Source organism: Vibrio quintilis, assembly GCF_024529975.1.
Taxonomy (GTDB): domain Bacteria; phylum Pseudomonadota; class Gammaproteobacteria; order Enterobacterales; family Vibrionaceae; genus Vibrio; species Vibrio quintilis.
Genome location: NZ_AP024897.1, coordinates 1789975 through 1802169, shown reverse-complemented (window position 1 = coordinate 1802169; position 12195 = coordinate 1789975). Strand labels below are relative to the sequence as shown.

Annotated in this window: 10 protein-coding genes, 1 riboswitch and 1 other annotated feature; of the genes, 1 reads left to right on the top strand and 9 read right to left on the bottom strand. The window is 44.1% G+C overall.

The window, feature by feature from the left end; all coding sequences use genetic code 11:
* Positions 1 to 303: 303 nt before the first annotated feature.
* The 8 genes from OC443_RS08535 to OC443_RS08500 form a co-directional block, all read right to left on the bottom strand.
* Positions 304 to 1803: an integrase family protein gene (locus OC443_RS08535; RefSeq protein ID WP_143169427.1), complete on the bottom strand. Its 1500-nt coding sequence runs from the start codon at positions 1801 to 1803 to the stop codon at positions 304 to 306.
* Between the two features lie 195 nt (positions 1804 to 1998).
* On the bottom strand, positions 1999 to 2736 hold the full coding sequence (hisA, locus tag OC443_RS08530; RefSeq protein WP_073585973.1) for a 1-(5-phosphoribosyl)-5-[(5-phosphoribosylamino)methylideneamino]imidazole-4-carboxamide isomerase: 738 nt from the start codon (positions 2734 to 2736) through the stop codon (positions 1999 to 2001).
* 21 nt (positions 2737 to 2757) lie between these two features.
* Positions 2758 to 3378, bottom strand: coding sequence for an imidazole glycerol phosphate synthase subunit HisH (gene hisH, locus OC443_RS08525; RefSeq protein ID WP_073585974.1), 621 nt, complete (start codon positions 3376 to 3378; stop codon positions 2758 to 2760).
* A complete protein-coding gene (gene hisB / locus OC443_RS08520; RefSeq protein WP_073585975.1) occupies positions 3378 to 4451 on the bottom strand; it encodes a bifunctional histidinol-phosphatase/imidazoleglycerol-phosphate dehydratase HisB in 1074 nt (357 codons plus the stop codon). The genes hisH and hisB overlap by 1 nt, the downstream gene beginning before the upstream one ends.
* 30 nt (positions 4452 to 4481) lie before the next feature.
* Positions 4482 to 5522, bottom strand: coding sequence for a histidinol-phosphate transaminase (gene hisC / locus OC443_RS08515; protein WP_073585990.1), 1041 nt, complete (start codon positions 5520 to 5522; stop codon positions 4482 to 4484).
* Between the two features lie 5 nt (positions 5523 to 5527).
* A complete protein-coding gene (gene hisD / locus OC443_RS08510; protein WP_073585976.1) occupies positions 5528 to 6820 on the bottom strand; it encodes a histidinol dehydrogenase in 1293 nt (430 codons plus the stop codon).
* Between the two features lie 5 nt (positions 6821 to 6825).
* Positions 6826 to 7725: an ATP phosphoribosyltransferase gene (gene hisG / locus OC443_RS08505; protein WP_073585977.1), complete on the bottom strand. Its 900-nt coding sequence runs from the start codon at positions 7723 to 7725 to the stop codon at positions 6826 to 6828.
* Between the two features lie 57 nt (positions 7726 to 7782).
* Positions 7783 to 7903, bottom strand: a sequence feature (His leader region).
* Between the two features lie 147 nt (positions 7904 to 8050).
* Positions 8051 to 9613 carry a Na+/H+ antiporter NhaC family protein gene (locus tag OC443_RS08500; RefSeq protein ID WP_073585978.1) on the bottom strand — a complete coding sequence of 521 codons (1563 nt, stop codon included), beginning with the start codon at positions 9611 to 9613 and terminating at the stop codon, positions 8051 to 8053.
* A gap of 104 nt (positions 9614 to 9717) precedes the next feature.
* Positions 9718 to 9902, bottom strand: a riboswitch (Lysine riboswitch).
* Positions 9903 to 10281: 379 nt separating this feature from the next.
* Between OC443_RS08500 and OC443_RS08495 the strand changes: the two genes are divergently transcribed.
* On the top strand, positions 10282 to 10683 hold the full coding sequence (locus OC443_RS08495) for an H-NS histone family protein (RefSeq protein WP_073585979.1): 402 nt from the start codon (positions 10282 to 10284) through the stop codon (positions 10681 to 10683).
* A 61-nt stretch (positions 10684 to 10744) separates the two neighbouring features.
* Here OC443_RS08495 and OC443_RS08490 read toward each other — a convergent pair whose 3' ends face one another.
* A complete protein-coding gene (locus OC443_RS08490) occupies positions 10745 to 12049 on the bottom strand; it encodes an inosine/guanosine kinase (protein WP_073585980.1) in 1305 nt (434 codons plus the stop codon).
* Positions 12050 to 12195 lie beyond the last annotated feature (146 nt).

The following is a 12195-nucleotide window of genomic DNA, read 5'->3' as shown; positions in this document are numbered from 1 at the left end:
GCTCTACGCAAGACGCGCATGTTGAGCAGGTTTTTTGGTTTTGAACTATTAAAAAGAATTGCGACTTATAGTCGTCTTTGAAGTGCCATATTTGGCAGGTTAAAAGCCAGTGCCTCCAGTTGATGTGTAAATAACGTAATCAATAACAAGTACTACAGCGATAAGCAGTGCGATGTATCTGAAAGAAATGAATCTAAGCATTTAAACGTACCTCTCGCTGACGGCAGAGAAATTTATCATAAATATTTATTGACGTCAAGGTATTTTTATGAATGGCCCGCTACGCGGGATGGGGCCAGTTTGTTATTCACGCTTGTTTTGTACTTGGTCGAACGTCATACCAAGCTTTAACCAATGTTCTAGCACTTCGCTAACTAGCTCATATTTTGAGCTTTCATCACTTACCACTGCACGAGCTGCTTCGATATAACTTACATCAACCTGTACTTGCTGAGATTGTGCCAGGTTTGTTTGATCGGCATGCATCAGGATAAAATCGCACACTCGCTGACTCTGTCGACGCAAGTTCTCGCGATTTGCAAAAATGTATCCGCCTTGTACGTTATAGTGTTTTTGAGTATGGAAAACTAAGCGCTTAATAGTTACCGGATTGACATTAATATGCTCAGCGTAAGTCTGAAATGTCTTTCTAAAGATGCCTGCTGTATACCTTTTCCCAGTGTCTGCTAACTCAGTTAGCAACTGTACATACATTGTTGGATTCTGCTTGAAGTGATTACTAAGAGTTTTGTTTGGGAATACCCATTTGCTGTCGAACTGATACTCTCGCAATCTTTGAAGTGTCTTTGTAGCTTCAGAGTTTAGCGGAGCTCTATACTGTTCTTCAGCGCCCTTTAGACCAGCTGCTGCTTCACTATCATCCCAGGTCACATCTCTAAAATCATCTGCAACTTGACTCCAAGTCATTTTAGATACTTCCTCAGGTCGCCATCCTGTAAACAACATAAAGCGGAAAAAGTGAGCAGCTACAACAACAGACGGAGTTTGTTTGTGAATGTATTTAATGCCATCCTTGTAATCTTTCAAATCTTCGATGGCTTGATAAACAGAAGGCATGTGCTCTGTGTCAATACAGTCTGTTATTCGTCGAGATTGACCATCGTTAACTTTCCAGCCGCCGGTGACTGTAAGAACATCCACTGGGTTGGATTTTACAATCTGCTCATCACCAACATCATCGCGATACATCTTGATAGCATGACGATAAAGTGCTCCAACCAACTGAAAAGTCTTGTCTGACATAAAATCGGTATGTCGGCGAGCAACATCATTGTGCTCTTTTTTGACATCCTCGCGAGTAATCTTTAGTGCATTTCGAGTTTGAAACTTCTTGTTTAGACGAGCGAACTGCTTTCTGTACTCATCAACAGTGTCTTGCTGCAATCCCTTGGGGTTGGCAGAAGACTTTATACCGCGAGTATCGAGATAGCTTTCAAGGAATTCCTGTAGAGTAAAAGTACGCTCTTGGCGGTTTTGAGCCTCGATGGGGTGGAGTCCTTCCGCCATCCAGCTTTTAAACTTTTCAGCTTGCTTGCGAGCAACTTCTAGCAGCATCTGTTCGGCATTGCCGATGTTGAAGAATTGAGCTGACTTTCCTTCCGCTTTGATGCGACCATGCACTACATATGTAAGCTTGCCTTTCGGCGAGACGCGAAGCATGAGCCCATTGGCATCATGAGCAGTATCTTTGTAGATTTTCTGCTCGCCGTCGGGCTCTTGCTTGCTTAAATTCATGATGAATGTGCGTGTGAATTTATGCAATACCCGTGCATTTTTACTCACTCGATACCTCTATTCTTTGCATCTCATTTGCATCAGAATAGTATTTTTACATCACATTTGCATCATTTTATATCGTCAGCAGCTAATAAATTTCGCCCAAAGAGATAGAAAACATTAGTAAATATCAATAATTATCAACATCTTAGGCTTACTTTATTAGCGGGTGATTTTATTTTAGCATTTCACAGCAAGGAATTATTCGCTTTGCCAACATGAGAAAGCCTCCTCTGCTGTAAATTTCCCATCCAGTAAAGCTCGGCCAACAATCACACCGGCAACACCAGATCCTTTTAACGCCTCGATATCAGCCAGTGAACCAATACCACCGGAAGACTGGAATTCAATCTGAGGATACAGACGACACAAATCCTGATAAAGCGCCACATTGGAGCCTTGCAGGGTGCCATCACGGGAAATATCGGTACAAAGCACATGCCTGAGACCAGCTTTGAGATAATCATCAATCAGAAACTCAATTGTGACACCGGAATTTTCCTGCCATCCGGAAACCGCGACATGACGCTGGCCGTTACTATCAATGTTGATATCCAGTGCCAGTACAATTTTTTCAGCACCATATTTTTCCATCCAGCCCTGAACCAGCTGCGGATGTTTGACCGCCGTTGAACCAATCACGACACGTTGAGCACCGGCCTGAAGCAAATCAGCAACATCCTGCTCGCTCCGGACTCCGCCACCAATCTGAATGCTGGCCGGTGTGGCACTTAACAGGCGGGCAATCAGATCAAGCTGCCGAGCACTGGTATCTTTTGCTCCTGTCAAATCCACCAGATGCAACCACTCTGCACCAGCCTGATGATATAAATTAAACTGCTCTGCCGGATTTACTTTATATTCGGTCACCTGTCCGTAATCGCCCTGAAACAGGCGGACAACCTGACCATCAATTAAATCTAATGCGGGTATAATCACTTCGTTTTATCCTTTTACCTGTTAAAGAGCCAGGAAGTTTTCAATCAGCTTCGCTCCGGCTTTGCCTGAACGTTCCGGGTGGAACTGAACACCATAATAATTGCGGTTCTGTATGGCGGCACTGAACGGCGTACCATAGTCACACTGAGCAATGGTGCATTCACCTGCAGGCATGGCATAACTGTGGACGAAATAGAAATACTGCCCCTCTTCTATCCCCTGAAACAGCGGGTTTCCCGGTGTTGCCGAAACGGTATTCCAGCCCATATGTGGTAAAGGTAAATCACCGGTTTCCATCAGCCGGACTTCTCCCGGACACAAACCCAGACAGGGTACGACGTCATCTTCACTGGCCCGGCTACCTCTTTCCTGAGATAGTTTTCCAAGCAACTGCATCCCAAGACAAATTCCCAATAAGGGCTTTTCAACCTGTTTTACCAGTTCAATCAAACCACGCTCTGCCAGGTTTTTCATCGCCTCAGTCGCGGTTCCGACCCCCGGTAAAAACAGTTTATCCGCAGCAAGAACAACGGAAGGCTCACGGGAAATAGAAACCTGATATCCTAAGCGTTCCACGGCAAATTTGACGGAAGAAACGTTGGCACAACCGGTATCAATAATCACGATTTTTTGTGCTTTCATTACAGTACTCCTTTACTGCTGGGGAGTTCATTTCCTTCTACTTTCACGGCCTGCCGCAAAGTTCTGCCGAAGGCTTTAAACAGACTTTCTATAATGTGGTGATCATTTTTACCGGATGACGAAATGTGCAGCGTGCATCCCATCGCATCGGCAAAAGAACGGAAGAAGTGATAAACCATTTCGGTTGAAAAATCACCGACCTGCTCGCGGCTGAATTCTGCATCAAACTTAAAATATGGACGGCCGGAAATATCCAGTGCACATTGTGCCAGGCACTCATCCATTGGCAGGGTAAAACCAAAGCGGCCAATGCCACGCTTATCACCCAGCGCTTCTTTCAATGCCTGCCCTAACGCCAGCGCAGTATCTTCTATTGTGTGGTGGTCATCAATATGCAGATCGCCTTTCACTTTCAGGCGCAGTTGAAAACCGCCATGCGTTGCAATTTGATCCAGCATATGGTCGAAAAAACCAAGGCCGGTTTCAATGTCTGTCCCTGTGGTTTCATCCAGATTCACGGCAACACAAATATCAGTTTCTTTTGTCTTACGGGTCACTTCTGCGATGCGGGGTTGTGTGGTCAGCATTTTCACAATATCCGGCCAGTTCATTGTTTCCGGATTGTACTGAATGCCACGGACGGCCATATTTTCTGCCAGCTGCATATCTGTGGCGCGATCGCCAATCACTGCAGACGTTTTAAAATCAACCCGTCCTTCCTGAAGATATGGCTTCACCAGCCCGAGTTTAGGTTTACGGCAGGTACAGTTATCGTGATCAAAATGCGGACAAATCAACACATCATCGAACACAACCCCCTGAGAGGTAAATATATCCATCATCATCTGATGCGGTGCATCAAAATCTGCCTGCGGATAGCTATCAGTGCCTAAACCATCCTGATTGGTCACCATCACCAGCCGGTAACCCGCATCCTGCAATGACAGCAGTGCAGGAATCACCCCCGGTTCAAACTGAAGTTTATCCAGTCTGTCGACCTGAAAATCAACGGGAGGCTCAATAATCAACGTTCCGTCACGATCGATAAATAGAATTTTTTGCTGCTTACTCACGGAAGTATCCTTTTCATTGTTAACAACAAATTACTGATAGTAATTACGAATAAAAGTTAGTGTTTTTTCACATTCTTCACGGTTACCAACACTGATCCGGATACAGTTTTTAACCGGGGAGTTCCGTAAAATAATGCCGTGATTCCATGCCGCTTTAAACAGCGCGTCACCGTCCGGAAACTCAACCAGCATAAAGTTTCCCCACCCTTCATTAATTTTCACGCCCGGAATGGTACTTAACCCTGCCTGCAAATAGGCCCGGTTGGCATTTAAATCCAACACCTGAAATTTCATTCTGGCCAAACCACTTTCAGACAAAGCCTGCTGCGCTATTTCTTCAACCGGCAGCGGCACTGGATATGGCGCAATCACTTTTTGCAGCACTTCAATCAACGCCTTGTTTGCCAGCGTAAAACCACAGCGAAGCCCGGCAAGTGCAAACGCTTTTGACAACGTCCTCAAAATGGCCAGATGTTCAAATTCCTCAAGCAAACTCACTACTGAAGCTTCCGGACAAAAATCAATGTACGCTTCGTCGATAACCACAATCGCCTGATCACGGGTCATCTCCAGTAAAGTCATCATGTCTTCTTTACGCACCAGATTCCCGGTCGGATTATTGGGACTACAAACAAAAACGACTTTGACCCCGTCAAGATTCTTCTCAATGGCAGGTAAATCCAGTTGCCATTCACTGGTCAGCGGAACCGTTTTTCTTTCAACGCCAATTGTCTCAGCACTAATCGCGTACATGCCGTATGTTGGCGGACAAAATAAAATAGCATCATCACCCGGTTCACAAAAAGCACGAATCAGCAGTTCAATCCCTTCATCCGCACCGCGGGTTGTTAACACCTGTTCAGCTGTCACACCAGCATATGATGCATAAGCTCCAATCATCGCTTCTGGCTGACAACTGGTATAACGGTTCAGACGGGAAAAGTTCACCTTATATTCGTTATCGAAAGGAGACTCATTGGCATTGAGCCACACATCACCGCTGCCGCCAATCCGTCTTGCGGACAAATATGGCGTTAAAGCCTGAACCTGTTTCCTTGCAAGTTTCATCACCATATTTATTTCTCCTGTAATTTTTCAACCCGGATGGTAACCGCACGTTTGTGAGCATCCAGCCCTTCGGCTTCCGCCATCGTGACGACAGTCGGCGCTAATGCAGCCAGCCCGTCAGCGCTCAGTTCCTGTACCGTCATCCGTTTACTGAAATCTGCCAGTCCGAGACTCGAGTAGGTCCGGGTATAGCCATAAGTGGGTAACACATGATTGGTACCGGATGCATAGTCACCAGCGGATTCTGGCGACCACATGCCTAAAAAGATTGATCCGGCGTTATCCAGTAACGGTAATAACTCTCTCGGGGTCCGGGTTTGAACAATCAAGTGTTCCGGGCCATAGAAATTAGAAATAGAAACAGCTTGCGTCATTGATTCACAAATAACAATCAGGCTCGATGCCAGCGCTTTCTCAGCGATTTCAGCACGGGATAAACGTTGCAACTGCTTTTTCACTGCATCGGACACCTGATCGGCGATGACCGGAGACGGCGTCACCAAAACCACCTGAGAATCAGGTCCGTGCTCTGCCTGACTCAGCAGGTCTGCAGCGATAAACTCCGGATCAGCGGTTTCATCCGCAATGACCATCACTTCCGATGGCCCGGCGGGCATATCAATCGCCGCACCACGGAAATCGTTGCTGACCTGACGTTTCGCTTCAGTGACATAAGCATTGCCCGGCCCGAAGATTTTATCGGCTTTCGCCACAGTCTCTGTGCCATAAGCCATGGCAGCAACAGCTTGTGCTCCGCCAACGTTATACACTTCATCAATACCACACAACTTCGCTACGTATAAGATTTCATCAGCAATTAGCGGCGGAGAACATAAAATGACTTTCTGACATCCGGCAATTTGTGCAGGAACACCTAACATTAACACCGTTGATGGAAGAGGCGCACTGCCACCGGGGATATAGAGTCCGACCGTATTAACCGGCCGTGTCACCTGTTCACACATCACGCCCGGCATTGTTTCCAGCTTCACCGCTTGTGGTATCTGAGCCCGGTGAAACTTTGCAATATTCTCATAAGCCTGCTCCAGCGCCTGGATCATTTCAGGAGAAAGACGGGATGCGGCAGCCTCAATTGTTTCATCACTGACGCGGACAGAGCCGGGATCAACACCATCAAATTTGAGAGTCAACTCCCGCAGTGCCTGATCACCATTCTCACGCACATTTGCAATCACCTGTTCTACTGCAGAAGTAATACTCTGCCCTTCAGTAATTGCAGGCCGCTCAAGTACAGAGATTCGCTGTTCTTTACTCAGGGATTGCCAAACCACAGTTCTCATTGCAATTACTCCATCATTTTTTCAATTGGAAGGACCAGAATTGAACTTGCACCCAGTGCTTTGAGCTGTTCCATCGTTTCCCAGAAGAGGTTTTCTGAACTCACCAGATGAATCGCCACCCTGGACTGATCTGCAGAAAGCGGTAAAACCGTTGGATCTTCGGCACCAGGCAGCAATGCTTTGATGTCAGCAAGCTGACTAACCGGTGCATGCAGCATAATATATTTCGACTCTTTCGCCTGTTGCACACCATGCATCCGGGTCAGCAGCTTTTCAATTAATGCCGTTTTTTCAGAGTCAAATTCACCCGCACGCTGAATCAGTGTCGCTTTGGATTCAAAAATCACTTCCACTTCTTTCAGGCCATTGGCTTCAAGAGTTGCACCGGTTGAAACCAGGTCTGCAATCGCATCAGCCAGCCCGGCCCGTGGTGCGACTTCAACTGAACCGGTCAGCATACAGGTTGAAAAAGGGATTTCCTGTCGGTCCATATACGCTTTCAACAGGTGAGGATAAGTGGTTGCAATACGCATTCCGCTCAAATCCTGTGGACCGCTGTAGGTTGCATCTTTATCGATCGCAACAGAAAGACGACATCCGCCAAAGTCCAGCCGGCGCAGCGAAACAAACTCATTCGGTTCCTGACGGGCTTTGCGCTCAAGACGAACTTCTTCCAGTTCATTTTCGCCGATAAAGCCTAAATCAACCACACCATCCATAATCAGGCCCGGAATATCATCATCACGGACAAGCAATAAATCAATGGGCATATTCAGAGAGTGAACAACAAGACGCTCTCCCATAATAGTGAATTTGACCCCACACTTTTTCAGCAGGTTCATACACTCTTTACTGAGGCGGCCTTTTTTCTGGATAGCGATTCGCAAGCGTTGTTGTGATTGCATTGTTGTGATTCCTTTTCAGTCATTCTTTTTAGTTAAGCATTAATTTTCGTGTATAGAATAAAAAAACCCCCGGGAGCTATCCCGAGGGTTTCTAATCTTGCTCAACCACCGGGAGAATCCTGTCTCCCGGGTATGCGCCACCGCCCCGAAAGACCTTCAAGGGTGATGATGATGGTGAATGTTCATTCCTAAATTGCGCATACAGGTTTTATCTCTTTTCATTTCAGTTTATCTGAAGAACTGCGTTCACATTATACAAGCCAGAAATATTTTTCAAGCCTTAATTTGTTTTATTTCCGGCTATTTTATCTGCACGACATAAACATCACGCAGCTGGCTTTTTACGCATATATAAAGTGAAACATATCGCAGCAAAAACCAGGCTGGTTGCCAGGAAAGATAAACTCAATGAATCCGTCATCCCTAAAACAACATAACCGACCAGAGATACACCTGCGACTAATAAAGCATAAGGCAGCTGAGTTGAGACATGATCAATATGACGGCAGCGTGCACCAGTCGACGATAAAATCGTGGTATCTGAAATAGGTGAACAATGATCACCAAAAACTGAACCAGCCAGAACCGCGCCCAACATCGGCAGCATTAATGAAATATCCGATGCCCCGGCAATATCACCCGCGATAGGTAACATAATACCGAATGTTCCCCATGAGGTTCCGGTCGCAAATGCCATACACCCAGACAAAACAAACAGAATCACGGGTAATAAAGTGACCGGAATATTCCCTTGAACCAGTGAGGATAAATAAGCGCCGGTTTTCATGTCTTTAATAATTGCGCCAATTGTCCATGCAAAAAATAAGACTAATATGGCACCAAACATCGATTTGGCACCGATCCATAATGTCTTGTAAATATCGGCCCACGCAATCACTTTTGTCATCACCCGAATAAGCGACACCAGTAATCCAAAACTCCCGCCATACACAAGAGACATACCGACATCAGTATTTTCAAATGCGCCCAGGACAGTAAATGCGTGGTTATCCGCAGCAAGTGATTGCCATCCGGTCCACATCATGGCAAATATCGTTGCAGCAATCAGTGCCAGAATAGGCACAATTAAATCACTGACTTTCCCTTTGTCACTTTCAGGAATATCCAGCTCATCTTTCAAATCTGTCATTTGTTCATCAGATTCTGCTGAATAACTATTTCCCTTTTCATGCCGCTTCATCGGACCAATATCCAGTTGCAGCCAAATCATGACAAAAACCATTAACAAGGCAAAAATGGCGTAGAAATTCATCGGCACCAGCTGCATGTATGCCCCTAATGGCGTGTATTCGGTCATGCCGTGGGAAATTAAAATGCCGCTGATAATCGTCATGATATAAGCACCCCAGCTTGAAGCGGGCATGATGATACACATAGGCGCAGCAGTTGAATCCAGAATATAGGCCAGCTTCGCCCGTGATACCCCAGCCCGATCGGTCACAGGACGGGCAATCGAACCAACAGCAAGGCTGTTAAAATAGTCATCAACAAAAATAAATACACCCAGAAAAGCAGCAAGAAATTGTGAACCTTTTTTACCCTTCACCCGATCCTGTGCCCAGATAGCAAAAGCCCGGGTTCCTCCGGAAAGTGACAACATAGCCGTCATCATTCCGAGTAAGACAAGAAAGGCAATAATACTCATATTCCATGAGTTTATTCCGCCATCTTCAACAACAAGGCCGGAAACTTTATCAAACACATAAGATATTGAGCTGAATGCTGAATAATCAGAAAGCAATAATGCACCTAATATAATGCCGATGCCTAAAGACAACAAAACGCGGTGAGTAAAAATTGCGAGACCCAAAGCCACAACAGGTGGTAAAAGTGACAATGGTGAGGAAGAGAAATCTGTTAATATCATGATCTTTAACCAATTATATATATGGTAAGAGATCTACTGCATTGAAATTAAATTACTTTATGTCGTAATTTCAAATGAACTAAGTGAAACATCGATTCACCCAGACCTACAGTAGCGCTCCATAGTTGTACAATTAAACTGACTATGGCAGTGCTGTTCCTATTAGGAAACAACCCCAGCAAATGTGTTTTGATATACACATCCACTTCGGCGAAAAAACCTTTCAACACACCTCGAAGGAATCACCCTAAATGTGTTTACTCATTTTAATCGCGCCTCTACAACGGGCTAGAACAAACAACCATCAAATACACTGAACTCGACAGCATCTGTTAATGACCGAATTATAAGGCGGCCATTGTACAAGTATAGTTAGCATTTGCAATCGATTTGTCTATAACCGGATATATCTTTATTTAACCTGAAAGGTTATACTAATTAACTTGCAGCATATCATCTATTATGCGCTACAATACAAATTAACAAATTAGATTCATATAAAACATATACGTAAAGTTCTTTTATTATTAACAGAAATAAAATTTACATTTATTTACGTATAAAATTTTTACATAGAATTGAACAACAATTATTGTAAGAATAAATATCAGGGTTTATTATTACTGTACATATTGTGTATTTTAAAATTTAGTCGATAGGAATTAGTAATGTCAGAAATCACAAAAACTTTACTAAATATTCGTAGTTTGCGTGCGTATGCACGTGATTTAACACTTCCACAACTAGAAGAAGCTCTGGAAAAATTTGCTTCTGTTGTTGAAGAGCGAAGAGAAATTGAAGAACAGGAGCAAGCTGAAAAAGCAGCTCAGGAAGAAAAGCTGGCAGCAATTGCGGAGCAAATAGCGAAAGACGGCATCGATGTCAGCGCTTTAATATCTGCTTTGTCTTCTGAAGGGAAAACAAAAAGTAAGCGTGCACCTCGTCCTGCAAAATATAAATATATTGATGAAACAGGTAACGAAAAGACCTGGACTGGTCAGGGTCGTACGCCTTCAGTTATTCAAAAAGCACTGGATGAAGGCAAGTCACTTGAAGACTTCTCAATCTAGTTTTTTGTCTGATAATAAAAAAGGCTCCTTTGCGGAGCCTTTTTTTAATCCCTTTTTCCTGTCATCTTTCCCAATAAGCCTCTTCCAGGCTATCTTCTTTTTCCGGTAGTCCTCTGGATAACCTGGGTGAATTTTGTGCTAATACTTCATAGCTCACCCGGTTTGCATATTTACAAACCTGAGAAAAAGAAGAATATGTAATGAAGTCCAGCTGATGTTTGCTGGAATTGGGAACGTTATTTTTATGGTATTTATTCGCAGCCATATCATGCAATAAAGCTGATAATGCAGCATCTCCGGCACCATTCGTATTTTTAATCACTTCCGGGCCACCCATATAAGGTGCGATATGTGAATAAACTTTTACCGGCTCTTCACATTGATTCTTTTTCATCGGCCGGCTAAATTCATAACGATTAAATTCAGCAATTTCACCGGGCAATAAAGGTAATGTAGTGACCCTTTTGGCTTTATCTTCAGTATACCCGGCCATAAATAAGCCAAGCGGACCAGCAGTACACAGCACTAAATCAACCCATTCAAGTGCTTTATCCGCAGCAACCAAAGGGTTTTCTTCTCCGGTCAGCGCAAGTCCTTCTTCTTCATTCATTGCCACAACTGTAATGTGTTGCTTTAAAAACTCCTGCCAGAAAACGGGATCACTTTCGAGAATTTGTTTGGTTCCCAATGTTAATACAACCGGGACTTCGTGCTTCTTCGCATATTCAATCGCTTTGATTGTTGCATCAGGCATTGGGTCGCCCGGCTTACACCGGATTAAATATGCAGAAAGCACTAAAGCTGACGCATTTTTAAATATCGGTTCAGGAATACTGACCGGCATCAGCTGATTCATATACCCTTCACTAATTGCAAAGGTTCGCTCTCCGGCTTCGTTAATTAATGTAAAACAGCGGCCAATTGGCCCATTGACACCCTGTAAATAATTTAAATCGACCCGGCTCGATGTATTACATAAATACCGGTAGCCATAACTTCCTATCTCTATATTGTTGCACATGACCCCTAATAAGGTTGAACGATCATCAGCTAAAACAGAATAATTATGCAATGTATTTCCTACAGTGCCACCGGCAAATTCATTGGTAATCAATTGTCGGCTGACTAATTCGGCATACAGATTTTCTGCTGACTCATCATCAATGACCAATGAATGGCCAATACTTAAGTGATGGCGATGAACCAGGTCCTCATCAATTTTTGCTTCAATATCAACGAGTATTTGATCAATACCAATAACGTGAGGCCGTGGATTTTTTTTTGTATTCAAAGCCTGAGAAATAAGTGGATCACGATTATCGACTGGGAAATAGTGTTTGGATTTGCGTTGACCGGGAAATTTCATATATAAAACGAAAGTGCGTAAATTATTGTGGAGGAGCAATTCTAACGCTCTGCGTTATTGTCAGCAATCAATTCATATATTCCTGATGACAAAAAATATCCAAATATAATTGAATCAGGATAAACTCTTCATGATAGCATATGAAA

Excerpts from the sequence above, each read along its gene's own strand:
- hisD (WP_073585976.1), bottom strand. The coding sequence starts at position 6,820 with ATGAGAACTGTGGTTTGGCAATCCCTGAGTAAAGAACAGCGAATCTCT.
- OC443_RS08495 (WP_073585979.1), top strand. The coding sequence starts at position 10,282 with ATGTCAGAAATCACAAAAACTTTACTAAATATTCGTAGTTTGCGTGCG.
- OC443_RS08500 (WP_073585978.1), bottom strand. The coding sequence starts at position 9,613 with ATGATATTAACAGATTTCTCTTCCTCACCATTGTCACTTTTACCACCT.
- hisG (WP_073585977.1), bottom strand. The coding sequence starts at position 7,725 with ATGCAATCACAACAACGCTTGCGAATCGCTATCCAGAAAAAAGGCCGC.
- hisH (WP_073585974.1), bottom strand. The coding sequence starts at position 3,378 with ATGAAAGCACAAAAAATCGTGATTATTGATACCGGTTGTGCCAACGTT.
- OC443_RS08490 (WP_073585980.1), bottom strand. The coding sequence starts at position 12,049 with ATGAAATTTCCCGGTCAACGCAAATCCAAACACTATTTCCCAGTCGAT.